We start from the raw sequence: 26,132 nt of genomic DNA, 5'->3' as shown, positions 1-26,132 counted from the left end.
GTCAGCCGCGGCTCATTGGATGCTTACGCAAATCACGCTCTCGTACTCGAACTTCAGCGCCATCCATTCCCTTGCCGGCAGTTGCCGCGAATGGCCGACGATGACTTTCAGCACGCCGGCGTGCGTCACCAGCGCGGCGTGCTCCAGGCCTTCGCGCCGCAGCTCCATGACGAAATCCTGCACCCGCGCCTGCAACTGCGCGACCGATTCGCCCCCGGGCGGCGCATAGCCCAGCGGGTCGGCGGCCCAGCCATCCAGCGCCTCACGCTGGATCTGGTTCCACGGCCGCATTTCCCAGGCGCCGAAATTCATCTCCCGCAGGCGCGGGTCGCTCCGAGGCGCCGGGTGCAGGGCGTCGGCCAGTTGCCGGCAGCGTTGCAGCGGGCTGGTGAACAGCGGCGCCTGCGTTGGCAGTTGCGGAGCGATGCGCGCCGCGGCGGCGGCAACATCCCCGGCCAGCGCCAGGTCGGTGCGGCCGTAGCAGATGCCCATGGCCACCTGCGGCGTCGGGTGGCGGATCAGGTAAAGCTGCACAGCAGCCCCAGGTAGAACGCCAGCTCGCACACCTGCTGCACGGCGCCGAGGCAGTCGCCGGTATAGCCGCCGATGCGGCGCACGAAATAGCGCGCGGCGAGCAGGGCGGCCAGCGCGACGGCGGCCAGCGCCACCAGCGCGTCGATCGGCGGCAGCAGCAGGCAGGGCGCGAGGCCGATCGTTGCGGCGATGGCCAGTTCGCCGCCCGCCATGCGCTGCGCCAGCGGCTTCGACTTCGAGCTGTCGTCGTCGCGCGCATACTCAAGGAAAAAGATCAGCAGCGTCGACGCCAGCCGCGACACCGCATGCCCGGCGACCAGCGCGATGGCCAGCAGCGGCGGACCGAAGGCCGCATCGAGTTCCACCAGCCCGTTCCACTTGGCCAGCAGCATCAGGCCGACACCCAGCGTCGCATAGCTGCCGACGCGCGAATCCTTCATGATCGCCAGCACCTGCGCCTTGTCCCAGCCGCCGCCGAAGCCGTCGCAGGAATCGGCGAAGCCGTCCTCGTGGAAGGCGCCGGTGGCGAGTATCGTCGCCGCCATGCCGAGCAGCACCGCCGCGCCGATCGGCAGCGCCAGCGCCGCGAGTTCCGTCACGCCGGCGCCGATCGCGCCGATGAGGATGCCGATCAGCGGGAAGTAGCGCGCCGCGTGGTCGAGCTGGTCCTGCGTGTGCCCCACCCAGCGCGGCACCGGCAGCCGCGTGAAGAAGCGCAGCGCGGCGAAGAAATATTCCAGCTCGCGCTTCATCCGGTCTTCTCGCTGACCCCGGCCGACTCGAAGCTCGCCATCTCGTTCATGAAGGCGCAGGCGGCGTTGAGCAGCGGCAGCGCCAGTGCCGCGCCGGTGCCTTCGCCCAGGCGCAGGCCGAGGTCGAGCAGCGGCCGGCCCTTGAGCCAGTCGAGCTGCCGGCGGTGGCCGGCTTCGTTCGAGCAGTGCGCATACACGCAGTAGTCGAGGATCGCCGGCGATACCTGCGCCGCCACCAGCAGCGCGCTGGTGACGATGAAGCCGTCGATCAGCAGCGTCATGCGCGCTTCGGCAGCGGCCAGCATCGCGCCGGCCAGCATGGCGATCTCGAAGCCGCCGAAGCGGGTCAAGACGCGCAAGGCGTCTTGACCCGCTTCGGCTTTGCCCAAATGTGGGCTCCCCCTCCCGACCTCCCCCTCCGCGAGGGGGAGGCGATTGATCGGTGGCCGTTCCGGCCAAGCGGACAAGGCCTGCGCCAGCAGCACGCGCTTGCGCGCCAGCCCGGCGTCGTCGAGCCCGGTGCCGCGCCCGACGCAGTCCGCTAGCGGCAGGCCGGTGATGCAGTGGGTGATCAGCGAGGCCGACGCCGTGTTGCCGATGCCCATCTCGCCAAAGCCGAGCACGTTGCAGCCGGCGGCGGCGAAGTCGCGCGCCAGCGTTGCGCCGTTCGCCATTGCGGTGGCGCATTCGGCATCGCTCATGGCCGCGCCTTCAAGATAATTCGCCGTACCGCCAGCGCCGACTTTCATGTTTGCCAAGCCTTCGCGCGGGCCGAATTCATGCGCCACGCCGGCATCGGCCACCACCAGCCTCATGCCGGCCTGCTTCGCCAGCACGTTGATCGCCGCGCCGCCGGCGAGGAAGTTCTCCACCATCTGCCAGGTGACTTCCTGCGGAAAGGCCGAGACGCCGGCTTTCGCCGCGCCGTGGTCGCCGGCGCAAACCAGCACGTGCGGATTGACGACGCGCGGTGCGAGGCTGCGCTGGATCAGGCCGAGCTGCAGCGCGAGGCTTTCGAGGCGGCCGAGCGCGCCCAGCGGCTTGGTCTTCTGGTCGATCTTGCGCTGCAAGTCGACGGCCATGCCGCGATCCAGCGCGGAAATTTCAAAGCGGGAATTGCTTTGCGGGGAATGCATCCGATTCATCCTCTCAAGCGCAACGCGGCCTTGCCTCGCGCGTCCAAACGCGAAACAAGCCCGCGCCACGGGCTGTTGAAAATCATCGGTCGGTCTTCTGGCTTCCGGATCGTCCTTCGCTTGCGCCTTCCCGGGCATTACCCCAGTGGCTTCGTGCAAGCGTTGTCCCCGGTTACAGCGGCGGGCCCGCCACGGAATTGGGTTGCCCCGCACCGTGTTCCCTGGAGGCCGTGCTGCCGAACGCGCCTCCACCGAATCGGGGCGAATTATGCGGTCTCGCGGGCGAGTCTGCAATCATCCGTCGCCGATTCGTCGGCTCAGCCAATGCCGCGCCACTCATTGCGCATCATATCGAGTGATGATAGGATGCGTCGATGAAATTGCCGGAATACGCGCTTGAGTTGCTACTTGCCTACGACGGCCGGGTGCACTTTTTCGCCAGCGGGCACACGCTGAGATTCGAAGTGCGGCTGATCGAGATGGCGGTCAGGACGCCTCACGGCATAGCGTATTCGCTGACCCTGCACTCACCCGGCGGAACGCGGCTGCTCGGCTTCGACAACGCGCATCCGGTGCCGCATCGGGGCGGTCGCTACGTGAAGCCGAAACTCGAAGCGGATCACTGGCACCGCACGGCGACGGACGAAGGGCGCCCCTACGACTTCATTTCGGTCGAGAAACTGCTGGAGGATTTTTTCAGGGAGGCCGAGCGCATCTTGAACGAGCAGGGCGTGGCCTTCGAAATTGTGGACGATCAGGAGGATTGAACATGGGACTCAAGATTCAGTCGATGAAACAACTCAAGGCGGAAATGCTGGCCGTCGCCAAGGGCAAACACCAGCCTCCCGCCGATGCCGCGCAGATGTCATTCGATTCCGTCGACGCGGTGATGCGCTTGCTGACTCCGGACAACCGGCAACTGCTCGCCGTGATCGAGAACAGCAAGCCGGCATCGGTTGCCGACCTCGCACGGCTGGTTGGCCGCGCCGAGTCGAACGTCAGCCGCACCCTGAGCAGGCTGGTCGCCGGCGGCTTCGTGCGATTGAAGCCCGGCACCGGCAAAGCCAAGGTGCCGGAAGTCGCGATCCACCGGCTCACGGTGGATATCGACGTCTGCCGTTTCGATGACCGGGTGGCGGTGGCCTGAGCGGCGACACTCCATGATCGAACTCATACTCGGCGGCGCCCGTTCGGGCAAGAGCGCACTGGCGGAACAGCGCGCGGCCGACTCCGGCCTCGCCGTCACCTACATCGCCACCGCGCAGGCCGGCGACGCGGAAATGGCGCGACGCATCGCCCACCACCAGTCGCGCCGGGCGCAGCACTGGGGTCTGGTGGAAGAGCCGCTGCACCTTGCCACCGCGCTGAGCACCCACGCCGCGCCCGATCGCTGCCTGCTGGTGGAATGCCTGACGCTGTGGCTGACCAACCTGCTCTACGCCGGCAACGCCGCGCGCCAGGCCGAAGCCGGCGAAGAAGTGAGTTGCCCGCTGCTGGCCTTCGAAACCTCGGCCCTGCTCGACTGCCTGCCGCATCTCCCCGGCCGAATCATCCTGGTCAGCAACGAAGTGGGCCTCGGCATCGTGCCGCTCGGCGCCGCCACGCGCCTCTATGTCGACGACGCCGGCCGCCTGAACCAGTCCATCGCCCGCATCGCACAACGCGTGACTTTCGTCGCGGCGGGCTTGCCGCTGGAACTCAAGGGCGCATAGCACTTGTCATAAGTCGGAATGAGGCGTCTAATTCCGATTGGGTAGCTTGATCCGGCAGGAAACTTGCCAGCCGGGAAGCGTTCCGCTCCAGACCGTTCCGTTCGCCGTATCGCCAGCGCCGACTTTCAATGGGCGCAAAAGCAGCCGTTGCAGGATTCGCCAAATTCGATTGAGGCCGTGATGGAATTCAGCAAGCGATTGATGAACTGCGTTGCATTCATCCCAAGTGACGGGATGTTTTGCGTCATGACGGAAAGCATTCCGTCAATTAGGTGCCACACATAACGTTGGAGATCACCAATTACACCAAGGAGAACTTGATGGCCGCATCTCTTCCCTACCTTTCTGCTCCTGGCGCAATCAAGACGGCCTTGGAAAAGATTCGTTCTGCCGCCACCCCAGAGCGGGTAACTAAGGATTTTGTTTCAACGGTGCTCCAAATCAAGGGGGGTACAGGAGGAATTATTCCGCCTTACCTTAAGAGAATTGGTTTTGTAGGCTCTGATGGAGCACCGACAGACTTATACAAGCGATTCCGCAATCCAGCCACAGGTGGCGCAGCAGTAGCTGATGCAATTCGAATTGGCTACAGAGATCTTCTGCAAGCAAATGAATTTTTTCATCTGCTTAGCGATAGGGAACTTCAAGCGCTAATTACGCAAGTCACTGGTGCGGAAGCTGATAGCCGAGTTACGGCGCTCGTATTTTCAACGCTAAAAAATCTCAAGACATTCGCAGATTTTGATTCAGCCGCAGTGCAATCAGAATCGCCTCCCGTCGCCTCGCCCACTGTCGAAAGCGCGCAACCGCCATACGTCCCAAGACCCCAAAGTCCGCCCACATCGGGTGGAGTGGGACTCAATCTTTCATACACAATCAATTTGAACTTGCCAGCAACATCCGACCAAGCGGTATTCAACGCTATTTTTCGCAGCCTGAAAGAACACATCCTATCCGGCAATGAATAAGTCTGTGCTTAAGCAAATCAAAGCATTCGGCATGACAAACCAAATTGTTGCCGAAGAGCTATCGCGCATTGCAAGAATACATGGAGTCGACTTGGGCCACCTTCCAACGCCGACGCAAAATGTAGACGACGTTTACTATCCGCAATTCGACGCTGCAGTTCGTGCCGAAGCCGCTCAAATGGCGAGACACTACGAAATCTTCTACTCATTAGAGAAGTCGATTCGGGCGCTTGTCTCAGAGACTATCGAAGCAGCAGATAGGACGCCGGATTGGTGGACTTCGCCGAGGGTTCCGCCGAACATTCAGTCAGAAGTCTCGTCAAGAATCCAGAAGGAGCTTGACGCAGGGATCACGCGGCGTTCTCTGGACGAACTTGACTACACGACCTTTGGTGAGCTCTCCGTAATTATCAGCACAAACTGGGATATTTTTGGCGCGTTGTTCAACAGCAAGAAGGCCGTGGAGAGAGTAATGGCAAGTTTGAATGCGTTGCGCAATCCGATCGCGCATTGCAGTCCCTTGGCGGAGGACGAGCAACTTAGATTGCAACTCACGGTTCGTGATTGGTTCCGGTTGATGGAATGATCTCCAACCCATCATTCCACCGGAACTAACCATCTGGGGTCAGCTTGATTTAGTTTTCTGAGCACTCATTCGCCGTCTCGCCAGCGCCGACTTTCAAGTAGCTATCCTGGAGCGAGCATGCCCTACCTCATCACTCCCGAACACCTCGCCGCCATCGCCGGGAAACCCACGCGGCTCATGCCTGGCCTGGCCGAGTGGTTGAACGCCACCTGTCCGCTCTACGAGATCGACACGCCGCAGGAGTACTGCCACTTCCTGGCCCAGGCCTGCCACGAGACGGACCATTTCAAGACGCTGCGTGAATATGCCTCGGGCCGCGCCTACGAGGGGCGCGCCGACCTCGGCAACACACAGGCGGGCGACGGGGTGCGCTTCAAGGGGCGCGGCATTTTCCAGACCACCGGGCGTGCCAACTACCTGCAGCTGGGTATCAAGAAGGGGCGGCGCGACCTCTTCATCAACAACCCGGAACTGCTCGAACAGCCGGAGTTTGCGGTGTGGAGCGCCTGCGAGTTCTGGCAGACGCGCGGCCTCAACGACGTCGCCAACCACGCCGACAGCGACGTGCTGAAGAAGAAGTACCGGCGCCAGATCATCGACGTCTCGCCGGTGGAGTACATCGGCATCACCATCAACGGCGGCTACAATGGCATGGACGAGCGCAAGAAGTTCTACGCCATCGCGCAGCAGGCCCTTGTCGAGGTGCCCGCTTCTCAGGCAGTATGAATCGCCGTGTCGCCAGCGCCGACTTTTCCACCATATCGTCGGCGCGGTGTCAGTGGATATCTGGTAACTGGAAGAGAACGGGGTCAAACCATGAACACCATGACGATCAAAGGCTATCAGGCGGTCATCGCCTTCGACCCGGACATTCAGATGTTCCGGGGTGAATTCGTCGGCCTGAACGGCGGCGCCGATTTCCATGCGGCCGACGTGAAAGGCTTGAAGAAAGAGGGCGAGGCTTCCCTGCGCGTTTTCCTGGAAGCCTGCGCACGTCGCGGCATCGAACCGCGCAAGCACTTCTCGGGCAAGTTTTCGCTGCGCGTCGATCCCGCGACCCACGAGGCCGCCGCCATCGCTGCCGCCGCCCACGGTCTGAGCCTGAACCAATGGGCTACCGAAGCCATCCGGCAGGCCGCACTGACGGATTGATTGTTGTTGGGGCTGTTCCTCGCCGTACCGCCAGCGCCGACTCCCGGCTGACGCATTTCACGCTTTGAGCTGCGATCCCTAGCCGGGACGGCACGCATTCGGATTCGCGAACAATTCCTTCATCAGCGCCGTCTCGCGTTCGATGACGATCGCCAGGAATTCGTCGGCGCCCTTCATCTCGCTGAAGGCGTCGAAACCGCGCTGCAGGAAGGAGTGCAGGGCGCCGAGCCCGGCCAGGTGCGCGGGGCCGTTCATCAGTTTGAGCGAGACGTGGATCAGCCGCATGCGCGTCAGGCGGTCGAGGGTCTTGCCGATCTTGTCGATCAGGGCGATCTGCATTTCGCGGTCCTTCTTTCTGTCGCACGTGCGGTAGGCGGCGACGTAGGCGGGCCAGTCGATCTTCCTGACCTTGCCGGCCTTGCGCAGGGTCAGCACCATGTCGCTGTCGAGCGATTCGGAAAGCGTGTCCATCTTCACGGCTTCGAGCAGCGTCAGCAACGCCTTGGCCGGCAGCATGTGCACCATGACGGGCACGACGCGCGCCAGCTCCTCGTCGCGGGTGCGGAAGTCCTTGGGGCCGTAGAGGTCGCTCAAGAAGAATTCGGCCGCCGGCTTGTAGCGTTTGCTGGCCAGCAGGTCGCCGTAGCTGCGGGCCAGCCGCGCGGCCTGCCACTCCTTGAGGCGGGGAAAGTCTTCGGGATTCGGATCGGCCGCGCATGCGGCACGCAGTTCGCGCGCCTCGGCGATGCAGGCCGCCAGTTCCTTGCCGATGGCTTCCTTGTCGAGTTCCTCGTCCATGGGGCGGATTATCCGTCCTGCCCGCGTGGGCTCGTTAGAGTGCCTTGCCTAATTGCACGGACTCGCGGCGCATAAACTGACAAAATACGCTGTGCCCATCCAGGAGGAGCCTTGGAATGAACGCGATCGACCCGGTAGCAGATGCCACAGTTTTCAAGCGGGTATTCGAAGCCATGCACGCCGCCACCCGGCGCAACGCGCAGGTGGAGCGCAGCGCCCGAAAGGCGCGGCTCGATGCGCTGGTGGCCTTGGTGCACGACAACGCCGAGCGTTTCGTCACGGCGATCTCGGCCGACTTCGGCCATCGCTCGGCGCATGAAACCCGGCTGCTGGAACTCTTCCCCAGCCTCGAATCGATTCGCCACACCCGTTCGCATTTCGGCGGCTGGATGAAGCCGCAGCGCAAGTCGGCGTCGATCTGGTTCCGCCCCGGGCGGGCGCGCATCATCCCGCAGCCGCTGGGCGTGGTCGGCATCATCGTGCCGTGGAACTACCCGCTGTTCCTCGCCGTGTCGCCGCTGGCGGCGGCGCTGGCGGCGGGCAACCGGGTGATGATCAAGATGTCGGAATTCACCCCGCGCACCGGCGAGTTGCTGGCCGAGCTGGCGGCGAAGTACTTCGCCGCCGACGATGTTTCGGTGGTGCTGGGCGACGCGACGGTCGGCGCCGATTTCGCCCGACTGCCTTTCGACCACCTGCTGTTCACCGGCTCGACCAAGGTCGGCCACGACATCATGCGCATGGCGGCGGACAACCTGACGCCGGTGACGCTGGAACTCGGCGGCAAGTCGCCGGCGATCGTCGGGCCCGACTATCCAATGGCCAAGGCCGCCGAGCGCATCATGATCGGCAAGCTGCTCAACGCCGGGCAGACCTGCATCGCGCCCGACTACGTGCTGGTCCCGGCCGGCCAGGAGCAGGCCTTCATCGACGCGGCGCGTGCCGTGGTGGCCAAGTGCTTCCCGGCCCTGGCGAGCACGCCGGACTACACGGCCATCGTCAATGACCGCCACTACCAGCGGTTGCAGGGCTATGTCGCCGACGCGGAGGCGCGCGGCGCGAAGGTCGAGCCGCTGTCGACCACGATGCCGGATGACGCGCGACGCAGGCTGCCGCCGCTGGCGCTGCTGAATGTCGATGACGACATGCGCGTGATGCAGGACGAAATTTTCGGCCCGCTGCTGCCGGTGCTGCCCTACGCAAACCTCGATGCCGCGATTTCCTACGTGAACCAGCATCCGCGCCCGCTGGCGCTGTACTGCTTCGAGAACGATACGGGCCGCCGCGATCGCGTGCTGAACGAAACCGTGGCCGGCGGCGTGACCATCAACGACACCATCCTGCACATCGCGCAGGAAGAGCTGCCCTTCGGCGGCGTCGGCCCCAGCGGCATGGGGCATTACCACGGCTACGAGGGCTTCAAGACCTTCACCAAGCAGAAGGCGGTGTTCTACCAGTCGTGGCTGAACGGCATGTCGCTGTTCAATCCGCCGTATGGCGCGCTGTTCGAGCGCCTGACGAAATTCCTGATTCGCTGAAAGTCGGCGATGGCGGCACGGCAATTCCGCTGGCTGTTGTTCGGTGAGTTGCTGGGCTATGCGTGGCTCGGCTACTGGCTGGTCGGGCAGGCCGGCTGGACACCGGGGCAGGCGGCCGGCCTCGCTTTGGCAGGCTTCTTCGGCGGGCGATTGTTCATCGTGGGACTGACCTTCATTCTGATGCTGCAGGGTCGCGGCCCCGTGCCGCCCGAACTGCGCATCGGCTTCTTCGGCACGCTGCGCATGGTGCTGGAGGAATACCTCGGCTTTGTCGTGTTGTTCTCATTGATCCAGCCCTTTGAATCCTTCTGGCTGGGGCCGGACCGGTTGGCGCACTGCGCGACGCGGCCCACGCCGCTGCTGCTGATCCACGGCTACCAGTGCAATCGCGGCTTCTGGTTCTGGCTGCGCTCGAAGCTGGAAGCCGCCGGCTGGACCGTGGCAACGCACAGCCTGGAGCCGGTATTTGCCGACATCGATGCCTATGCGGCGGGGATCGCCCGGCGCATTGACGAGGTGTTGGCCGCGACGGGTGCGCCGCAGGTGATCCTGGTCGGGCACAGCATGGGCGGCCTGGCGTGCCGCGCCTATCTGCGCCGCCATGGCACGGAAAAGGTGGCGCGCCTGATTACGCTGGGCTCGCCGCATCACGGCACCCTGCTGGCGCCCATGGGCCTCGGCCCGAATGCGCGCCAGATGCGCACCGACAGCCCGTGGCTCAAGGCGCTGGTCGCGCCGCTGCCGCCGGCCGCGGTGTCGATCTACAGTTGCCACGACAACTACGTGTTTCCGCAGCAGGCCTGTTCGACCCTGGAAGGGGCGGCGAACGTCGCCATCGGTGGCGTCAGCCATCTGGGCATGGCCTTTTCGCCCCGGGTGCTTGACCATTTGATGGCAGCGCTCGAACCCTCCGTTTGAAATTGAAAGATCGGAAATGACATGAAGGAATTCGATTACATCGTGGTGGGTGGCGGCGCAGGGGGTTGCGCCGTGGCAGGGCGGCTTTCCGAGGACCCCGCGGTCAGCGTCTGCCTGCTGGAAGCGGGCAAGGGCGACGACCAGCTGCTGATCAAGGTGCCCTTCTGCACCGCGCTGATGCTGCCGACGCCGATCAACAACTGGGCCTTCGAAACCGTTCCGCAGCCGGGCCTCAACGGGCGCCGTGGCTATGTGCCGCGCGGCAAGGCCATGGGCGGCTCGACGTCGATCAATGCGATGGTCTATACGCGCGGCCATCCCTGGGATTACGACCACTGGGCGGCGCTGGGCAACGAAGGCTGGTCCTGGAAGGATGTGTTGCCCTATTTCCGGAAATCCGAGCACAACGAAAATTTTGATGGCGAATACCACGGGCAGGGCGGGCCATTGAATGTTGCAAACCTGCGCTCGATGAATCCCTTCCAGGAAATCTATCGCGAGGCGGCCCGGCAGACCGGCTTCAAGCTGATCGACGACTTCAACGGCGCCGACCAGGAAGGCATCGGCATCTATCAGGTCATGCAGAAGAACGGCGAACGCTGGAATGCGGCGCGCGCCTATGTGACCCCGCATCTGGCCAGCCGCCCCAACCTGACGGTGATCACGCAGGCGCGGGCGCGACGCGTCCTGTTCACCGGCAAACGCGCCAGCGCAGTGGAATTCCTGCAAGGCGGCGCAGTCCAGGCCTTCCAGGCGAAGCGCGAGGTGATCCTGGCCGCCGGTGCGCTGCAATCGCCCCAGCTGTTGATGCTTTCGGGTGTCGGCGCCGGCGCCGAGTTGCAGCAGTTCGGCATCCCCGTGATCCACGACCTGCCCGGCGTGGGCAAGAACCTGCAGGACCATCCGGACTATGTCTTCAACTACCGCGCCAAGTCCCTCGACCTGCTCGGCATTTCATTGGGCGGCTCGCTGCAAATGATGAAGGAGATCGGCCGCTACCGGCGCGAGCGCACCGGCATGATGACCTCGAACGGTGCCGAGGGCGGCGGCTTCCTGCGGCGCTACCCGGATTCGCCGGCGCCGGAATTCCAGCTGCACTTCGTGGTTGGCATGATCGACAGCCATGCCCGCAAGCTGCACATGGGCCACGGCTATTCCTGCCACATCTGCCTGTTGCGGCCGAAGAGCATCGGCACGCTCGGTCTCGCCAGCGCCGATCCCCATGCGGCGCCCAGTATCGATCCGAAGTTTTTCGACCATCCCGACGACCTCGACGCCATGGTCGATGGCTTCAAGCTCACCCGGAAAATCATGGATGCGCCCGTTCTCGCGGGCATCCGCACCGGCGAGGTGTACACCGCGGGGATCCATTCCGACGATGCGATTCGCGAGGAACTCAAGAATCGATCCGACACCATCTATCATCCGGTCGGCACCTGCAAGATGGGCAGCGATGCGATGGCGGTGGTCGACGCGAGGCTGCGCGTGCATGGCCTTGAAGGCCTGCGCGTGGTCGATGCCTCGATCATGCCGACGCTGATCGGCGGCAACACCACCGCGCCGACCCTGATGATCGGCGAAAAGGCCGCCGAGATGATACGGACCGATGTTGGGTGATACAGTTAGGATTGCGAGGGCCAGTCGCGGCGGGCTGTGGTTATAGAGGAGAATTCTTTTGATATCCGAATTGCTGAGCGAGTCATTTCGCACCACGGCACTGAGCGCAGCCATGAAGGGCGCCGGGCTGGCCGTGCGCTTCCTGCCCATACCGCAGCCTGTGCTCCTGGTCGGGCCGGGCGCCAGCGGCCGGCTGGGACAAACCATTGCCGGGTTTGGCCACGGCAAGCTGCTCATCGTCACCGACAGCATCATCTCCAGGCTCGGCTTGCTCGACGACCTGACCAATGCCCTGACGGCGGGGGGCGCCGAGTATGTGGTATTCGATGCCATCACGCCTGACGCACCGATCCCCCTGATCGAAGAGGGCATCGATTTCTATTGGGAACACGGCTGCGATGCCATCGTGGCATTCGGTGGCGGGTCCTCGATGGATGCTTCCAAAGCCATTGCAGCCGCAGTCTCCAATCCCGGCAAGACGCTGCGCGAACTGGCCGGCTATTTCAAGGGCCTGCAAACGCCGGTCAAGATTTACGCCGTTCCCACCACCGCCGGCACCGGCTCGGAAGTGACCGTTGCCGCCGTCATCTCGGATCCGGAGACCCAGACCAAGCTGGTAATCGTCGATACGCGCCTGGTGCCGAAGATGGCGGCACTCGATCCCTGCCTGATGACCGGGCTGCCGCCCCATATCACCGCGGCGACCGGCATTGACGCGTTGACGCACGCCATTGAAGCCTTTGTCGGCAAGTGGGCCAATCCCTACACCGACGACATGGCCTTGTCGGCGGTCGGGCTGATATTCGACAACCTGCGGGTGGCCTACAGCGACGGAAAGAATCTCGAAGCACGGGAGAAAATGGCCCTGGCGGCGACCTACGCGGGATTGGCCTTCACCCGCGCCAATGTAGGCTATGTGCATGCCATCGCGCATCAGTTCGGCGGGAAATACCATACCCCCCACGGCCTGGCCAATGCCATCATGCTGCCGCGGGTTCTGAAGTTCTCGCTCCCTGCCATCACCGACCGGCTGGCCTTGCTGGCGGTGCGCGCCAAACTCGGCCAGAAGAACGAACCCGAGGATGTACTGGCGCAGAAGTTCATCGATGCGGTGGAACAGCTCAATCTCGACCTCGGCATACCGGCTTTCCTCGCGGTGCTGAAGGAGTCCGACATTCCCCAGCTGGCCGAAGCCGCGTGCCATGAGGCCCGCACCGGCTATCCGGTGCCGCGCTACATGACGCAAGCCGTTTGCGAAGACATCATTCGCCAGGTGTTGCCGCCGGCCGCTTCGGCAAAGAAGCCGGCCCGGCGCACAAAGAAGGCCGCTTAGTGCTCGTCATCCCGATGCGGATTCGGGTTGACGTTCAATCAAAGAGACGAGGGTGGAGCTGATGAAAAAAGTCATTACCGTGACATTGGGATCGTCCAAGAAGGATTTTGAATTCAAGACCAGGTTCCTGGGTCAGGAATTTTCGGTCCAGCGCCTGGGTGCCGACCGGGACAGCAGCAAGGCATGGGAGTTGATGCGGCGCCAGCAGGCCAATGCGGATGCCATTGCCTTGAGCGATACGGTCGACCACTATCACGTCGGATTGCGCACGGTGGTCAACAAGGAATCGCAGCGCCTGATGCAGGTCGTCACGCGGGTACCGGTCACCACGGGCGCCAGCTTGCGCCGGCTGCTGCAGGTGCGCGCCGTGCGCCATGTGCAGAAGGAGCTGGGCCATTACTTCAACAACAACCTGGTCCTGTTCCTGTCCGGAATGCGCAACTACGACATGGCGGTCGCCCTGTCCGAGTACACCAGGAATCTCAGCTTTGCCGATCCGGTTTTCCATGCCGGTTCTCCTCTCTTGCTAACTTCGCTGGAGCAGCTTGAGATTTACGCCAAGGGCAAGGAACTCATCCCCGACATCGTGCCCGGGGAATTCCTGAAATCCGTGTTGAAAACCGTGAAGAACAAGATCGTCGCCAATGCCGTGGCCAGGTCCCACGTCATCGTCGGCACTTTCCGGGAAATCCAGGCGGTGGCCGCTGGCGGCAACCTGGAAGGCAAGACGCTGATCACCTCGGCCATCGATGACGAAGCACTGGCATTTTTCACCAAGCACAAAGTCAATCTGGTGGTGGATGTTTCGCCGAAGCTCTTCGACAGGGTGGTGGGCATCAGCACCATCACCGCCATGATTCTTGCGTCGATGGACAAGCCGGAATCGGAAGTCTCGGACCACGATTTCGAGGAAATCATCAACGAGCTCGACATCAAGCCGCGCCTGCTGCACCCCACCGGGCATTTCCGCAACATCCGCCGCTTCGCCTTCGTTGTCCATCCGCTGAGCCAGGAATACATCAAGAAGGGCTTCCCGCTGCCCAAGGGCACGCCCAAGTTCATCATGGACAAGGTGGAGACGCTCGCCGCCTACATGCCACCGATGGTGTATTGCAAGATGAGCAACATCGTCTCGCCCTCCGGTGCCGAGGCCGAAGGCTGGCTGATTTCGGTGGGCGGCACGCCGAAGGAAATGCTTTCGCACAGCCCCGAGTTCACCTATCGGCGCCTGCTCCATGCGGCGAAGATCGCGGAAGGCCTGGGGGCGCAGATCATGGGGCTCGGCGCTTTCACCAAGGTCGTCGGTGATGCCGGGATTACCGTGGCGCGACGCGCCAGCATTCCGATCACCACCGGCAACAGCTACTCCGCATCCGGTGCGCTGTGGGCGGCGGCGGACGCCATGCGGCGCATGGGGCTGGTCAAGGTGGACAAGGATTCCAAAAAGGTGCCGGCGAAAACCATGGTGATCGGCGCCACGGGCTCCATCGGCTCGGTCAGCGCACGCCTGCTGGCCATGGCCTTTGACGAAGTCGTGATCGCCGGTCGCGACATGAAAAAGCTCAATGAGCTGCGGGATTCGATTCTGCAGGACACGCCGGATGCCAAGGTTATCTCATCGACGGATTACGACAGCCTGCTGGGCGAGATGGACATGATCGTCACCTCGACCTCGGGGGCCGGCAAGAAGATCCTGGACATCACCAGGGTCAAGCCGGGTTGCGTGATCACCGACGTAGCGCGCCCGCTCGACCTACCCCCCTCGGAGGTTGCCAAGCGTCCGGATGTGCTGGTGATCGAATCAGGTGAAATAGAACTGCCAACCCCGGTCAAGGGCATGAAGTCCATCGGCCTGCCGAAGAACGTGATCTACGCCTGTCTGGCTGAGACCATCGTGCTGGCGCTTGAAGGTCGATTCGAGGTATTCACCATCGGGCGCGACACCGAGTGGGAAAAGGTCAAGGAGATCTACAAGCTCGGGATCAAGCACGGCATGAAGCTGGCGGCCATATCGGGTGTCAAGGGCGTGTACACGGACGAAGATATTGCCAAGGTAGTGTCTCTCGCAAAAAAGGCGCGTTTGACCTGGAAGGGTTCGAGCTCCGGTTCGACGGCGAAGGCTCCGGTGAAGAAGGCTCCGGTCAAGAAGGCCCCGGTCAAGAAGGCCCCGGTCAAGAAAGCTGCGAAGAAGGCTCCCGCAAAAGCCGTGGTTGCGCCAAAGAAGCCCGTTTCAAAACAGGCGCCGGCGAAAAAGTCGGCAGGCAGGACGATCGTGAAGAAGAAGACGGCGGCATAGTTTCGCAGGTGCTGCCGGCTCCTGACAGCGGCATCGCGGTCCGAGGTTGGCGGAGCGCGTGACGCCGGAGGATTTTCCCCGGCTCATTAGTGTGACCTCTCTAATCCGAGTCGATAGACTTCTTTGTGTGGCAGGCGAAGCGTCTGCCCGGCCTTGAATCGAGGCCACCGGGATTACTTCAATCAGGAGATTGTTATGGTAAAGAAACTCGTGGTAAAGAAACTGAAGGCCATCAGCGAAGACAGTCAGCTTTCCGCCACCATTCGCGAATCGGCCCAGCAAATCTGGCTGGCCGGACTCGGCGCCTTCGCCAAGGCACAGCGAGGAAGGCAACAAGGTGTACGACGCGCTGATCCGCGAGGGCGAGGCGATCCAGAAGAAGACCCGCAAGGTCACCGAGGACAAGGTCACCGAAATGGCAGCCAAGGCCACGGGTACGTGGGACAAGCTGGAGCAGGTGTTCGAGAATCGGGTGGCGCGTTCGCTGCATAGCCTGGGCGTACCCACCAAGGATGATGTCGCAACGCTCGGCAAGCGTGTTGCGGAACTGAAGGCAGCGGTGGACAAGCTCAACGCTGGCGCGCCCAAGGCGGCCAAACCGAAGAGTGCGGCAGCCAAGCCGGTGCGACGTGCGGCTCCGAAGGCCAAGGCGGCTTCCAAAACAGCGGCCTGACGCAAGGGCGACTTGACAAGGCCTGATGGCTGCCGGTGAAGCGGTTTGACATGAACCGACCGGCAGCCCTGCATGGCGTTGGCGAGATGCAGGTCGGCACGGCTCGCTGACTATTCGATCGCAGGAGAGTTGAATGTTTCTGCTATCCTCGACCGAATAGTGGAGTCAGGGAATTGATGGAAAGAAAACCGAAGCGCCGCACGCGCGAGCGCATTCTGGAAACCGCACTGGTGCTGTTCAATGACTTCGGCGAACCGAATGTCACCACGCAGTTGATCTCGGACGAGATGGGCATCAGTCCGGGCAATCTTTACTACCATTTCCACAACAAGGACGAGATCATCGAGTCCCTGTTTGCCGATTTCGAGCGCGGCATAGACGAGACCCTGACGGCTCCCGTACGGCGCCCGCCCAACGTAGAGGACATCTGGCTGTTTCTGCATCTTCTGTTCGAGAACATCTGGAAGTTTCGCTTTCTCTACCGTGACATCAACGAACTTCTGTCACGCAACCGGATACTCGAAACGCATTTCAAGCGCATCGTCGCGCACAAAATCCATACCGCGAACCTGATCTGCAAGGGACTGGTGGCAACCGGCGACATGAAGGCGACACCCGCCGAGATACAGGCGCTGGCCGTCAACATGACCGTGGTTGCAACCTACTGGCTGTCGTTCGAGTTTGTCAGCGATCCGCGGAAGAAGATTGACGGGGACAGCCTGTCGCGCGGCGCGTTCCAGGTCATGGCGCTTGCGGCGCCCTACCTGGTGGGGCGCTCGCGCAAGCTGTTCGAGGAAGTATCGAAAAATTACCTGACTGACTGAGAACGGGAAGCGAGCCATCATGGCAAAACCGGCCTGGAAGAAGTTTCCGCATGCGGACAAGGCATTCGTTTACGCGGGCGCCGCACTGAAGAAAAACTGGGAGCGCCTGCATTCCGGCGATTGCGAACCGTTTCCCGCGGATGCCGCCGTACAGGAGGCATGGCGCCTCTATCATCAGGGCGAATTCGGCAAGGCCTTTGAGGCAGGCCTCGCTGCCGGCGTCGATGGTTATAACGCCGCCAACAAGGCCGCGATGATTTACGCCACCTACCTCGAAGACGATGATCAGCGCAAGCTGGAACTGTTCCAGTCCATTTCCGCGCGCTGTGAGGAATTGCAGCAGGCGCAACCGAAGAACGCCAACGCCTGGTACTTCCAGGCGTATGCACTGGGTCGTTACAGCCAGGGCATCTCGGTGCTCAACGCCCTGACGCAGGGGTTGGGTGGCAGGATCAAGGCGGCGCTGGATGCAGCCCTGAAGCTGGCACCGAAGCACGCCGAGGCCCATACCGCTCTGGGCGCCTACCATGCCGAGGTAGTGGACAAGGTCGGCGCGCTGATTGGCAAGCTGACCTACGGTGCGAACAGGGAGTCGGCCGTGAAGCACTTCGAGACGGCGCTGAAGCTGGTACCGGATTCAGCGATCGCCCGCATCGAGTATGCCAATGCATTGGTCATGCTGTTCGGCCAGGGCAAGATGGATCAGGCGGTCAAGCTCTACGAAAAAGCCGCGGCGGCGACACCCGTCGAAGCCATGGAATGCCTCGACGTGGAACTGGCCAAGGCGGAACTCGAAGACTAGGCTTTACTGGGTGGTTTGCGGGGTTTTGCCGTGTTGCGCGCCGCCGTGGCCGCCGGCTTGCGGTTTCTGGTTTTTCCCGCCGCGAGTGGCGACGGCATCTGCGTGCCGAACAACAGCTGTTCGGCCAGCGCCGGATCGACGGGTTTGTCCCATTCCAGCATCAGCAGTGCCAGCATCATCTTGTCGAATTCGGCGGCAAACAGCGGCGTGATGGTTTCCGGATCGGGGACGAAATGGCGATCGGTGATGAGGCTGAACTGAACGTTGTCGTTGTAACTCAGGATCGAAACGCCGATGCCGATATCGCCGGATTGAGGCACCCAGAACATGCACTGATCGAGGCGTGAGCCGGCGAGGTAGAGGGGCTGCTTCGGTCCGGGCACGTTGGTCATTACGGTGCTGGCCTTGGCGGCAAGGATATCGAGGAACTGCTGCTGGATGATTTTCGGGGCGATGCCGACCGCGGCCAGGATGCCGAGCGTCAGCGGTGGCTGATACGAGTTCTTGAGTTCGTTCATGCGGCTTCGCACCAGGAACAATCGTGCGAACGGATTGCCTTCGTGCAGCGGCAGGGACAGCGTTCCCAGGCCGAAGCGGTTGCCCAGCGTACCTTCGTCCCTGGCCGTGCGCAGGTTGACCGGGATCATGGCGCGCACCTCGACCTCGTGCACGGTTTCGCCCTTCTGCTGGAAATAGGCGCGCAATGCACCGGCGACCGCCGACAGGAGAATGTCATTGACCGAGCAGCCGAGCGCCTTGCCCAGCGCCTTGACTTCGCCAAGCGGGATCGGATCGGACCATGCCACGCGCTTGGTCGTACTGGTCTTGCCCTTGAGGCTGGTGGCCGAATCCGGCGGCATCGCCAGCAGTTTGGCGAGCTCGGTGAGCAGGCCGATGCCGTGTCGGCCGTAGGTGGCAAGGCGGTCGCGGTCCGACGCCAGGTCGTAGGCCTTGCTGCCCAGATCGCTGCCAGCGTCGAGCGCTGAAGTGAGTGTGTCGGCCAGGGTCTCCAGCAGTCCGACAGGAACATCGTCGGCATCCGTGTCTTCCGGTTCCGGAGTGACATGCTTTTGCGCGGGAGCCTGCGGCGAAAGATCGGTGAGAGAGAGGATGACGCCCACCAGCGCGATGCCGTCGGCAATGCTGTGATGGATGCGCACGACCATTGCTGAACCGCCTTCGTAGTCCTCGATCAGGTCGAAGCGCCACAGCGGCTTGCCGGGGTTGAGGGGTTGCACGGCCAGTTCGCCGGCCAGTTTTTGCAGTTCCTTCTTGCCGGCGCCGGACGGCAGGGCGCGGCGCTTCAGGTGTGCGTCGATATCGAAATCGGGATCGTCCTGCCACCATGCGCCGGCTACCTCTTCCACCGCGCATTGGCGAAAGCGGCGGTAACGGCCTGCCAGGCGAGCTTCGATCGTATTGCGCAGCCGCTCGAAGTCCATTCGCTGCTTGAACACCAGAACCCCGACGATCATCATCAGGTTGGTCGGACGGTCCATTCGCAGCCACGCCGTATCGACGGGTGACATTCGTTCACGTTGGGGCATCGCGCGTGTCCTCTAAGTTGACGGCATATTGCCGGGATACCGTCCCGCTGAGACATATCGCGAGGATACCGTCTCTGCTTCCAGCAGAGACATATAATAGTTCAAGCCAAATCCTGGCGACCACATTTAGTGCTACGAAAGGCGATATGAGCAAACTCAACAAGACATTCGAAGCAGCGGTGGCCGATTCCAAGAAACTGCCGGAACGGCCCTCGAACGACGTGCTGCTGCAACTCTACGCGCTTTACAAGCAGGCCACCGACGGTGACGTCGAGGGTAAACGCCCTGGCTTTACCGATATGGTTGGCCGCGCCAAGTACGATGCCTGGGCCGCGATCAAGGGCACCACGAACGACGACGCGATGACGCGCTACATCGAACTGGTGGAATCGCTGAAAGGCTGATCGAAAGCCCGTTTCCAGCCTTCCCGTATTTTTCGGGAAGGCGGTGCGGATCGGGTGAAAGTCGGCGCTGGCGGGACGGCGCCCGGCGGCTGGTTGATGTCCCGCATTGTCGCCCGAACCGGCGCGGATTGCCGCTAGGCGTCGCGCCGGCTTAACGACTGCAACATGGTCGCGAACAGCAGCGAGGGATTGAAGGGCTTGACCAGAAAATCGTTCATCCCCGCTTCCAGGCAGCGGGCCTTGTCCTCGGCAAACGCATTGGCTGTCATGGCGATGATGGGCGTATCGCGATAGTCGGGGAGCTCGCGTATTTGCCGCGTTGCCTCGAGTCCGTTGACCTTGGGCATCTGCATGTCCATCAGGATCGCGGCGTAGGCGATCTGCCGCGCCATCGCCACCGCCATTTCGCCGTCATCCGCGGTATCGACCACCATGCCGACGTCTTCGAGCAGCGTCTGGGCGATCTCCCGGTTGAGCGGTTCGTCGTCCACCACCAGAATCCTGCTGCCGGCATGGCGCTGCCGGATCAGCGCTTCCGTATCGTTACCTGTAGCGGTACTGGCTGCGGCGGCCGGGTCGCCTTTCTTCAGCCGCGCTGAAAACCAGAAGACACTGCCCTGTCCCGGCAGGCTTTCGACGCCGGCTCCGCCCCCCATCATTTCGGCGAGGCGGCGGGTAATGGCCAGGCCCAGGCCGGTGCCGCCATATTTGCGGGTAATCGAATTGTCGGCCTGCTCGAAGGCATTGAAGAGCCGGCCCAGCGTTTCGGAGGGAATGCCGATGCCGGTATCCTCGACCTCGAAGCGAACCAGCACCGTATCCGGGTTTTCGTGAAGCTTGACGCAGCGCAGCGTGACGCTTCCCGTGTCGGTGAATTTGACGGCGTTGGTGGCGTAGTTGAGCAAGGCCTGTTGCAGCCTTACGGAATCTCCGACCAGATTGGGCGGCAGCGACTCGGCCTCGATCACCAGACGGATGTTCTTGGCCCGGGTGCGCTCGGACAGGATCGAACCGGCATTGGCCAGCAGGCTGTCGACATCCACCGGCCCTTCTTCCAGCAGGAACTTGCCGGCTTCGATCTTGGAAATGTCGAGGATGTCGTTGATGACCGAGAGCAGGTGCTGGGCCGATTTGTCGATAGTGTCGAGGCGCTCTGCCTGCTGCGGTGTCACGCCGCCGCGTCGCAGGAGGTTTGCCATGCCGAGGATGCCGTTCATCGGCGTGCGGATTTCATGGCTCATGTTGGCGAGGAAGGTGCTCTTGGCCTGGCTGGCTGCTTCAGCCAGTTTTCGTGCGGCCACGAGTTCCGCCGTGCGCTGCGCGACCAGTGACTCCAGGTGGTATCTGTGGTTGTCCAGCTCGATGGCGAGGCGCTTCTTTTCGGTGATGTCTTCCTTCACCGCCACGTAGTGGCTGATCGTTCCATCGGCTTCGCGCAGCGGCGCGATGACGGCCAGTTCGACATACTTGCTGCCATCCTTCCTGCGGTTGTTGAACTCGCCCTTCCATGGGCGGCCGTGGCTTATCGAATCCCACAGTTCGACATAGGCTCCGGGTGGCGTTTCGCCCGAATGAAGCATGCGCGGATTTTGTCCGATCACTTCCTCGCGGCTGTAGCCGGTCGCCAGGAGGAAGGCCTCGTTCACGTATTCGATTTTGGCGTCGATGTTGGTGATGACGATGCTTGCCGGGCTCTGCTCGATGGCCAGCGACAATTTTCGCAGTTGTTCGTCGCCAAGCTTGCGCTCGGTGATGTCACGGATGACGCCGGTAAAGAAGCGGTCTTCCGCAATCTGCCATTGGGCCAATGAAAGTTCCAGCGGAAACTCGTTCCCGTTATTGCGCAGGCCGATCAATTCGATGGGTTTGCCCATGATCTTCGGCTCGCCACCAACCCGCACCCGATGCATCCCCGCGCTGTGCTGGTTGCGAAAACGCTGCGGCATCAGCCGCGTCAGCGGATGTCCGATGATCTCGGCCTCGGTGTAGCCGAACAATCGCTCGGCGCCCTTGTTCCATTTGATTATCGTTCCCAGGCTATCGGCGGTAATGATTGCGTCATGGGCCGATTCGGACACCGCCCGGAACAGCGCTTCGCTTTCGCGCAGATCGTTCTCCGCCCGCTTGCGCGCGGTGACATCGCGCGTGAGGGCGAGGTGCACCACCTTGCCGTGGTCATTCATCGGCACGGCGTGGGTCTCCATCCAGCGCCGCCTGCCCTTGAGCCCGATCATTTCGAATTCCATTTTCACCGACTCGCCGGCAAGCACTCGCTGGTGCACGGCGGCATACGCCTGACGGTACTCTGGCGCGATGAAATCGAGCAACGTCTTCCCGGCGATCTGCTCCAGCGAGTCCGCCTCGATCATCGCCAGGCCGGCCGGATTCATCAGAATCAGGCGTCCCTGCGCATCGGATATCTTGATGCACTCCGGCTCGTTTTCGATGATGGCCCGCTGGCGGGATTCACTTTCCCTGAGATCGTCTTCCCGCTGGGCCAGTGTGCCCAGCAGTCGATTGAAGCTGCCGATCAGCTCGCCGATCTCGTCCGGCCTGGTGATCGGCAAGGGCTGGTGGGGACCGCCATTTCCGGATTGCACGGCGAGTGTTCGCGCGGCGGAAAGCATGGGTGAGAGCTGGCGCCGCAGCATCCAGGAAGTCACCCACCAGGCCACGGCGCCGGTCAGCAGGGTCAGCAGGATTGTGGCGACGAGCATCCGCTGCTGCATGGCCCCAATCGGGGCAAAGGCTTCCGCGGTCGGCAACACAGTCACCACGAACCAGCCGGCTGCCGGTATTCCCCTGGCCGCTGACAGCTCTTCCACGCCACGGGAACTTACGGCGATGCCGTAGCCCTCGTAGCCGCCCATGTATCGGTCGTGCATCGGGTTGACGCCCCTGGCGGGAAGCGGCTGCACGACGCGGGTCTTGTCCGAGGAGGTGACAAACAGATTGTGCTGCGGCGCAATGAGGAGATAGCCGCCGGTTCTGCCGTAGCGTTGTTGCGCGATCCGGTCGAGGAAATTGGGCTTGTCCAGGTTGATTGTTCCCACCAGGGTGCCGATGATCCTGCCCTGTGCATCACGAAGCGGGGCAGCCATGCTGAGGGCCGGCGCCTTCAGCACCGTGTCCATGGCCGGCCGCCCGATCATCGACTTGCCATCCTTGAGCGGGCCGGCCACGGAAGACCTGTCCAGGTAGTTGGTGCCGATCCGCCCTGTCGAGCGCGGAACGTCGACGATCGCCGTGCCATCGACGTCGGTGACGAAAATACCGCCGTTGAAGAGATTCGCAAAATTCAGCATCTGGTCGAGGAAGGCCTGCATGGCCGTGGGGTTGCTTCGCGTGGCCGGCCCCATCCTGGCGGCAACGGCTTCCAGCGCCCGCAGCCTTTCGTCCAGTTGCTGGTTTATGTCCGCGGCGATGGACGATGTTGCCGAGAACTGCTGGGTGCCGAGCACGTGCTGCATGTCCTCGCGCAGCATCCGGCTGGCATAGAACGCCAGCGACCAGACGCTGATCAGGGAAATGACCAGCGTGAGTAGAGCCACCCTGGTCTTGAGCGAGCGCCACGGGGAAAAATTCCGGTTCATGCCAGCTTCACTCCCAAAGTCCGGTGCCCCGTCTTCACGAACTGCGTCGGAAGCAACAGTCTATCCCGCTTCGAGCTCGGGTTCCTGTGCGATTGCGATGATTTCTTCGGGTGTGATGGCCAGGGTTTCGAGGACGAATTTTTCGCCGGATTCCCAGTCCGGGCAGACGCCCCCGCCGGAACGGAAGGCCGCAATCTGTTCCATCAGCAGGCCGAAGGCAACCAGCTTGCGGTTGGCGGGTTCGACCTCGCGGCGCCCCGTGGCGACTTTTTCGAAGTCGTGGTGGTACAGGATCGCCCGGCAGAACGGTTCGGGCAGAAGCCACCCGCGCGCCAGCGCGTAACCGACCCGTGCATGGCTGTATTGGTAGTCCGTCTGCTCGACGGCCATGACCTGGACCCCCGGCACATGCTCAAGCCGGTCAATGACATGGCCATAGTCGCCGAACTTGCTGATCATGACCGGCATGCCGCAGTCGCGGAACAGCGCATAGGTGTGCGCTTCATCGAGATCTATGCCGCGGATGCGCCGTGCCGTGACGAGCGCGGCGGCCGCGATGCGCGCGGACTGCTCCCAGAAACGCTCCATCAGTGCGCTGCCGCTCGCCGGGAATGCATGGCGCAGGATCAGGCCGGTGACGAGGTTGGCGGCGGCGCGCAGTCCGATGATCGAGAGCGCCTGCTGCGGGTTGGTCGCCTTGGTGCGCAAACCGTAAAAAGGCGAATTGACGAGTTTCAGCAGCGCGGCCGACAGGGCGATATCCGTGGCGATCAGGTCCGCCAGCTTGCGCATGTCGGGTTCCGGCCGGTGCATTTCGGCGGAGAAGCGGCCCAGGATCGCGGGGCAGGGCGGAATGCCGATCTCGCGCGCCAGGCGATCGAGGTCCTGTTGCTCCTGCGGCGCGGAGTCCGGGGTCTGCCCGGCCATGGCGGATGGCGGGCTCATTCAGGCCCGAAGTTCTCGTCGCAGAAGCGTTTGATTTCGTGTTCGATGCGCGGGCCCAGCGCCATGAGCAGGAAGCCGAGCTTGACGTAGACCTCGACTTCCTTTTTCCCCACCTCGATGTGTCCCGAGACACCCATGCGCTGGAAGCGCAGGGTATTGCCTTCCCAGGCGTGGTCGAGGCCGAATTCCTCGCCGAGTTCCTCGGCGATGTGCTCGGCGCCCTTGCGGGCGTTCTTGAGCGTGGTGCCGTGTGCGCGGCAGACTCTTATTTCGCTCATGCTCCCCTCCTCGTCCCGCGCGACGGCGTCAGGCCTTTTCGTCGCGCAACTGGCGGCGCAGGATCTTGCCGACGTTGGTCTTCGGCAGTTCGTTGCGGAAGGCAATGTGGCGCGGCACCTTGTAGGCCGTCAGGTTGGCGCGGCAGTGTTCCAGCAGCGAGGCTTCCGTCAGCTCCGGGTCCTTCTTCACCACGTAGATCTTCACCGCCTCGCCGGTCTTCGGATCGGGCACGCCGACCGCCGCCGATTCGAGTACGCCCGGATGCAGGGCCAGCACGTCCTCGATCTCGTTGGGATAGACGTTGAAGCCGGAGACCAGGATCATGTCCTTCTTGCGATCGACGATCTTGATGTAGCCGCTGTCGTCCATCACCGCGACGTCACCGGTGCGCAGGAAGCCGTCGGCCATGATCACCTTGGCGGTTTCCTCGGGGCGGTTCCAGTAGCCCTTCATCACCTGCGGGCCACGCACGCACAGCTCGCCGGCCTCGCCGAGCTTCAGGTCCTTGCCGTCGTCGTCGCGGATGACGACTTCGGTCGAGGAGATCGGCAGGCCGATGCTGCCGTTGTATTCCTCCATGTCCACCGGGTTCATGGTCGCCGCCGGCGAGGTTTCGGTCAGGCCGTAGGCCTCGATCAGGGTGACGCCGGTGATCTCCTTCCAGCGCTCGGCCACCGCGCGCTGCACCGCCATGCCGCCGCCCAGCGTCAGTCGCAGCTGGGAGAGGTCGATGTTGGCGAAGTCCGGGTTGTTCACCATGGCGTTGAACAGGGTGTTCACGCCGGTGATGGTGGTGAACGGGTACTTGCCGATTTCCTTGACGAAGCCTGGAATGTCGCGCGGGTTGGTGATCAGCACGTTGGTGGCGCCGATCTTGAAGAAGGTCAGGCAGTTCGCCGTCAGCGCGAAGATGTGGTACAGCGGCAGGGCGGTGATGATGATCTCTTCATCGCGGATGAAAGGCTTGATCCAGGCGTGGGCCTGCTGCAGGTTGGCGATGATGTTGCGGTGGGTCAGCATCGCGCCTTTCGAAACGCCGGTGGTGCCGCCCGTGTATTGCAGGAAGGCGATGTCCTCGTGGCCGACCTCGACCGGCTGCAGCGGAAAGCGGCCGCCCTCGATCAGGGCGTCGCGCAGCTCGACGGCATGGGCGATGTGCCATGGCGGCACCATCTTCTTGACGTGCTTGACCACGATGTTGACGATCATGCGCTTGGGGAAGTCGAGCATGTCGCCCAACTGCGTCACCAGCACGTGCTTGACCGGGGTGCGGGCGACCACGTTCTCCAAAACCCTGGCGAAGTTCTCGACGATGACGATCGCCTCGGCGCCCGAGTCCTTCAATTGATGCTCCAGCTCGCGCTCGGTGTAGAGCGGGTTGCAGTTCACCACCGTGTAGCCCGCGCGCAGCGCGCCATAGAGGCAGACCGGGTACTGCAGCAGGTTGGGCATCATCAGCGCGATGCGCGCGCCCTTCGGCAGCTTCAGCACCGACTGGCAGTAGGAACCGAAGGCCGCCGAGAGCCGTTCCAGCTCGGCGTAGGTGATCGCCTTGTCCATGTTGATGTAGGCCTTGCGCGGCCCGTAGAGCTTTACGCTCTTGTCGAACAGGTCTCCAATCGAGCGGAATTCGTTGATATCGATTTCGGCGGGTACGCCTGCCGGATAGTGCTTGAGCCAGATTTTTTCCATGGTTCCCTCCTGCGGACAGTTTTTGCATTGTAA

The 26,132-nt window shown here is 62.7% G+C and carries 25 protein-coding genes, 1 pseudogene and 1 riboswitch; of the genes and pseudogenes, 17 read left to right on the top strand and 9 right to left on the bottom strand.

Going from position 1 to position 26,132, the window contains the following annotated elements; genetic code table 11:
* Nucleotides 1-12 precede the first annotated feature (12 nt).
* From cobC to SUTH_RS13050, 3 genes are read right to left on the bottom strand one after another with little or no spacing between them, the layout of a single operon-like run.
* Nucleotides 13-534, bottom strand: coding sequence for an alpha-ribazole phosphatase (gene cobC / locus SUTH_RS13060; RefSeq protein ID WP_041099807.1), 522 nt, complete (start codon nt 532-534; stop codon nt 13-15).
* Entirely contained in the window at nt 519-1,286 is a 768-nt protein-coding gene (locus tag SUTH_RS13055; RefSeq protein WP_041099805.1) for an adenosylcobinamide-GDP ribazoletransferase, read from the bottom strand. Before SUTH_RS13055 ends, cobC begins: the two co-directional genes overlap by 16 nt.
* Entirely contained in the window at nt 1,283-2,431 is a 1,149-nt protein-coding gene (locus SUTH_RS13050; RefSeq protein WP_197539589.1) for a nicotinate-nucleotide--dimethylbenzimidazole phosphoribosyltransferase, read from the bottom strand. Before SUTH_RS13050 ends, SUTH_RS13055 begins: the two co-directional genes overlap by 4 nt.
* Before the next feature lie 61 nt (nt 2,432-2,492).
* Nucleotides 2,493-2,693, bottom strand: a riboswitch (cobalamin riboswitch).
* A gap of 103 nt (nt 2,694-2,796) precedes the next feature.
* Between SUTH_RS13050 and SUTH_RS13045 the strand changes: the two genes are divergently transcribed.
* The 7 genes from SUTH_RS13045 (at nt 2,797) to SUTH_RS13020 (ending at nt 6,840) form a co-directional block, all read left to right on the top strand.
* Nucleotides 2,797-3,189, top strand: a complete 393-nt coding sequence (locus SUTH_RS13045) for a DUF6516 family protein (RefSeq protein WP_052473630.1) — start codon at nt 2,797-2,799, stop codon at nt 3,187-3,189.
* Between the two features lie 2 nt (nt 3,190-3,191).
* Nucleotides 3,192-3,569 carry an HVO_A0114 family putative DNA-binding protein gene (locus SUTH_RS13040; protein WP_041099801.1) on the top strand — a complete coding sequence of 126 codons (378 nt, stop codon included), beginning with the start codon at nt 3,192-3,194 and terminating at the stop codon, nt 3,567-3,569.
* Nucleotides 3,570-3,582: 13 nt separating this feature from the next.
* A complete protein-coding gene (cobU, locus tag SUTH_RS13035; protein ID WP_041099799.1) occupies nt 3,583-4,134 on the top strand; it encodes a bifunctional adenosylcobinamide kinase/adenosylcobinamide-phosphate guanylyltransferase in 552 nt (183 codons plus the stop codon).
* 320 nt (nt 4,135-4,454) lie between these two features.
* On the top strand, nt 4,455-5,102 hold the full coding sequence (locus SUTH_RS19445; RefSeq protein WP_148312935.1) for a DUF5343 domain-containing protein: 648 nt from the start codon (nt 4,455-4,457) through the stop codon (nt 5,100-5,102).
* Nucleotides 5,095-5,688, top strand: coding sequence for a Swt1 family HEPN domain-containing protein (locus SUTH_RS13030; RefSeq protein ID WP_041099797.1), 594 nt, complete (start codon nt 5,095-5,097; stop codon nt 5,686-5,688). The genes SUTH_RS19445 and SUTH_RS13030 overlap by 8 nt, the downstream gene beginning before the upstream one ends.
* 117 nt (nt 5,689-5,805) lie before the next feature.
* The gene (locus SUTH_RS13025; protein ID WP_052473629.1) at nt 5,806-6,414 is read left to right on the top strand and encodes a glycoside hydrolase family 19 protein; all 609 of its coding nucleotides are present in this window, start codon (nt 5,806-5,808) and stop codon (nt 6,412-6,414) included.
* Nucleotides 6,415-6,513: 99 nt separating this feature from the next.
* Nucleotides 6,514-6,840: a type II toxin-antitoxin system HicB family antitoxin gene (locus tag SUTH_RS13020; RefSeq protein ID WP_231851010.1), complete on the top strand. Its 327-nt coding sequence runs from the start codon at nt 6,514-6,516 to the stop codon at nt 6,838-6,840.
* A 78-nt stretch (nt 6,841-6,918) separates the two neighbouring features.
* On the opposite strand, the gene SUTH_RS13015 is transcribed toward SUTH_RS13020, so the two are convergent.
* Nucleotides 6,919-7,638 (bottom strand): FFLEELY motif protein, encoded by a 720-nt coding sequence (locus SUTH_RS13015; RefSeq protein ID WP_041099793.1) that lies wholly within the window; start codon nt 7,636-7,638, stop codon nt 6,919-6,921.
* A gap of 116 nt (nt 7,639-7,754) precedes the next feature.
* On the opposite strand from SUTH_RS13015, the gene SUTH_RS13010 reads away from it, so the two are divergent.
* The 9 genes and pseudogenes from SUTH_RS13010 (at nt 7,755) to SUTH_RS12975 (ending at nt 17,639) form a co-directional block, all read left to right on the top strand.
* Entirely contained in the window at nt 7,755-9,176 is a 1,422-nt protein-coding gene (locus SUTH_RS13010) for a coniferyl aldehyde dehydrogenase (protein ID WP_041099790.1), read from the top strand.
* A 9-nt stretch (nt 9,177-9,185) separates the two neighbouring features.
* Nucleotides 9,186-10,094 carry an esterase/lipase family protein gene (locus SUTH_RS13005; protein WP_052473628.1) on the top strand — a complete coding sequence of 303 codons (909 nt, stop codon included), beginning with the start codon at nt 9,186-9,188 and terminating at the stop codon, nt 10,092-10,094.
* Between the two features lie 21 nt (nt 10,095-10,115).
* Complete coding sequence (locus SUTH_RS13000; protein WP_052473627.1) at nt 10,116-11,711, top strand: GMC family oxidoreductase; 1,596 nt, start codon at nt 10,116-10,118, stop codon at nt 11,709-11,711.
* A gap of 58 nt (nt 11,712-11,769) precedes the next feature.
* The gene (locus tag SUTH_RS12995; protein ID WP_197539588.1) at nt 11,770-13,044 is read left to right on the top strand and encodes an iron-containing alcohol dehydrogenase; all 1,275 of its coding nucleotides are present in this window, start codon (nt 11,770-11,772) and stop codon (nt 13,042-13,044) included.
* A gap of 61 nt (nt 13,045-13,105) precedes the next feature.
* Entirely contained in the window at nt 13,106-15,340 is a 2,235-nt protein-coding gene (locus tag SUTH_RS12990; protein WP_041102327.1) for a saccharopine dehydrogenase NADP-binding domain-containing protein, read from the top strand.
* Nucleotides 15,341-15,535: 195 nt separating this feature from the next.
* A pseudogene (locus tag SUTH_RS20370) lies at nt 15,536-15,652 on the top strand (phasin family protein); the annotation flags it as partial.
* A gap of 25 nt (nt 15,653-15,677) precedes the next feature.
* Nucleotides 15,678-16,013: a phasin family protein gene (locus SUTH_RS12985; RefSeq protein ID WP_052473626.1), complete on the top strand. Its 336-nt coding sequence runs from the start codon at nt 15,678-15,680 to the stop codon at nt 16,011-16,013.
* Between the two features lie 176 nt (nt 16,014-16,189).
* On the top strand, nt 16,190-16,837 hold the full coding sequence (locus SUTH_RS12980) for a TetR/AcrR family transcriptional regulator (protein WP_041099788.1): 648 nt from the start codon (nt 16,190-16,192) through the stop codon (nt 16,835-16,837).
* A gap of 19 nt (nt 16,838-16,856) precedes the next feature.
* Complete coding sequence (locus SUTH_RS12975; RefSeq protein WP_041099786.1) at nt 16,857-17,639, top strand: tetratricopeptide repeat protein; 783 nt, start codon at nt 16,857-16,859, stop codon at nt 17,637-17,639.
* Here SUTH_RS12975 and SUTH_RS12970 read toward each other — a convergent pair.
* Complete coding sequence (locus SUTH_RS12970; protein WP_197539587.1) at nt 17,636-19,168, bottom strand: WS/DGAT/MGAT family O-acyltransferase; 1,533 nt, start codon at nt 19,166-19,168, stop codon at nt 17,636-17,638. The genes SUTH_RS12975 and SUTH_RS12970 overlap by 4 nt on opposite strands.
* Nucleotides 19,169-19,332: 164 nt before the next feature.
* Here SUTH_RS12970 and SUTH_RS12965 point away from each other — a divergent pair, with 164 nt between their 5' ends.
* Nucleotides 19,333-19,590, top strand: a complete 258-nt coding sequence (locus SUTH_RS12965; protein ID WP_041099784.1) for an acyl-CoA-binding protein — start codon at nt 19,333-19,335, stop codon at nt 19,588-19,590.
* 134 nt (nt 19,591-19,724) lie between these two features.
* On the opposite strand, the gene SUTH_RS18590 is transcribed toward SUTH_RS12965, so the two are convergent.
* The 4 genes from SUTH_RS18590 to SUTH_RS12945 are packed head-to-tail and all read right to left on the bottom strand — an operon-like array spanning nt 19,725 to nt 26,099.
* Nucleotides 19,725-23,183: a PAS domain S-box protein gene (locus SUTH_RS18590; RefSeq protein ID WP_052473624.1), complete on the bottom strand. Its 3,459-nt coding sequence runs from the start codon at nt 23,181-23,183 to the stop codon at nt 19,725-19,727.
* A 60-nt stretch (nt 23,184-23,243) separates the two neighbouring features.
* Nucleotides 23,244-24,128 carry an HDOD domain-containing protein gene (locus tag SUTH_RS12955; protein WP_041099782.1) on the bottom strand — a complete coding sequence of 295 codons (885 nt, stop codon included), beginning with the start codon at nt 24,126-24,128 and terminating at the stop codon, nt 23,244-23,246.
* Nucleotides 24,125-24,406 carry a polyhydroxyalkanoic acid system family protein gene (locus SUTH_RS12950; protein WP_041099780.1) on the bottom strand — a complete coding sequence of 94 codons (282 nt, stop codon included), beginning with the start codon at nt 24,404-24,406 and terminating at the stop codon, nt 24,125-24,127. Before SUTH_RS12950 ends, SUTH_RS12955 begins: the two co-directional genes overlap by 4 nt.
* 28 nt (nt 24,407-24,434) lie before the next feature.
* Nucleotides 24,435-26,099 carry a long-chain-fatty-acid--CoA ligase gene (locus SUTH_RS12945; RefSeq protein ID WP_041099778.1) on the bottom strand — a complete coding sequence of 555 codons (1,665 nt, stop codon included), beginning with the start codon at nt 26,097-26,099 and terminating at the stop codon, nt 24,435-24,437.
* Between the last annotated feature and the right edge of the window lie 33 nt (nt 26,100-26,132).

Origin of the sequence: Sulfuritalea hydrogenivorans sk43H (genome assembly GCF_000828635.1) — a bacterium.
GTDB lineage: Bacteria > Pseudomonadota > Gammaproteobacteria > Burkholderiales > Rhodocyclaceae > Sulfuritalea > Sulfuritalea hydrogenivorans.
This window is presented reverse-complemented; position numbering and strand designations above follow the sequence as displayed.

Coding starts and splice junctions, on each gene's coding strand:
- SUTH_RS13055 (WP_041099805.1), bottom strand. CDS start 1,286: ATGAAGCGCGAGCTGGAATATTTCTTCGCCGCGCTGCGCTTCTTCACG.
- SUTH_RS13050 (WP_197539589.1), bottom strand. CDS start 2,431: ATGAATCGGATGCATTCCCCGCAAAGCAATTCCCGCTTTGAAATTTCC.
- SUTH_RS13045 (WP_052473630.1), top strand. CDS start 2,797: ATGAAATTGCCGGAATACGCGCTTGAGTTGCTACTTGCCTACGACGGC.
- SUTH_RS13040 (WP_041099801.1), top strand. CDS start 3,192: ATGGGACTCAAGATTCAGTCGATGAAACAACTCAAGGCGGAAATGCTG.
- cobU (WP_041099799.1), top strand. CDS start 3,583: ATGATCGAACTCATACTCGGCGGCGCCCGTTCGGGCAAGAGCGCACTG.
- SUTH_RS19445 (WP_148312935.1), top strand. CDS start 4,455: ATGGCCGCATCTCTTCCCTACCTTTCTGCTCCTGGCGCAATCAAGACG.
- SUTH_RS13030 (WP_041099797.1), top strand. CDS start 5,095: ATGAATAAGTCTGTGCTTAAGCAAATCAAAGCATTCGGCATGACAAAC.
- SUTH_RS13025 (WP_052473629.1), top strand. CDS start 5,806: ATGCCCTACCTCATCACTCCCGAACACCTCGCCGCCATCGCCGGGAAA.
- SUTH_RS13020 (WP_231851010.1), top strand. CDS start 6,514: ATGACGATCAAAGGCTATCAGGCGGTCATCGCCTTCGACCCGGACATT.
- SUTH_RS13015 (WP_041099793.1), bottom strand. CDS start 7,638: ATGGACGAGGAACTCGACAAGGAAGCCATCGGCAAGGAACTGGCGGCC.
- SUTH_RS13010 (WP_041099790.1), top strand. CDS start 7,755: ATGAACGCGATCGACCCGGTAGCAGATGCCACAGTTTTCAAGCGGGTA.
- SUTH_RS13005 (WP_052473628.1), top strand. CDS start 9,186: ATGGCGGCACGGCAATTCCGCTGGCTGTTGTTCGGTGAGTTGCTGGGC.
- SUTH_RS13000 (WP_052473627.1), top strand. CDS start 10,116: ATGAAGGAATTCGATTACATCGTGGTGGGTGGCGGCGCAGGGGGTTGC.
- SUTH_RS12990 (WP_041102327.1), top strand. CDS start 13,106: ATGAAAAAAGTCATTACCGTGACATTGGGATCGTCCAAGAAGGATTTT.
- SUTH_RS12980 (WP_041099788.1), top strand. CDS start 16,190: ATGGAAAGAAAACCGAAGCGCCGCACGCGCGAGCGCATTCTGGAAACC.
- SUTH_RS12975 (WP_041099786.1), top strand. CDS start 16,857: ATGGCAAAACCGGCCTGGAAGAAGTTTCCGCATGCGGACAAGGCATTC.
- SUTH_RS12970 (WP_197539587.1), bottom strand. CDS start 19,168: ATGTCACCCGTCGATACGGCGTGGCTGCGAATGGACCGTCCGACCAAC.
- SUTH_RS12965 (WP_041099784.1), top strand. CDS start 19,333: ATGAGCAAACTCAACAAGACATTCGAAGCAGCGGTGGCCGATTCCAAG.
- SUTH_RS18590 (WP_052473624.1), bottom strand. CDS start 23,183: ATGAACCGGAATTTTTCCCCGTGGCGCTCGCTCAAGACCAGGGTGGCT.
- SUTH_RS12955 (WP_041099782.1), bottom strand. CDS start 24,128: ATGAGCCCGCCATCCGCCATGGCCGGGCAGACCCCGGACTCCGCGCCG.
- SUTH_RS12950 (WP_041099780.1), bottom strand. CDS start 24,406: ATGAGCGAAATAAGAGTCTGCCGCGCACACGGCACCACGCTCAAGAAC.
- SUTH_RS12945 (WP_041099778.1), bottom strand. CDS start 26,099: ATGGAAAAAATCTGGCTCAAGCACTATCCGGCAGGCGTACCCGCCGAA.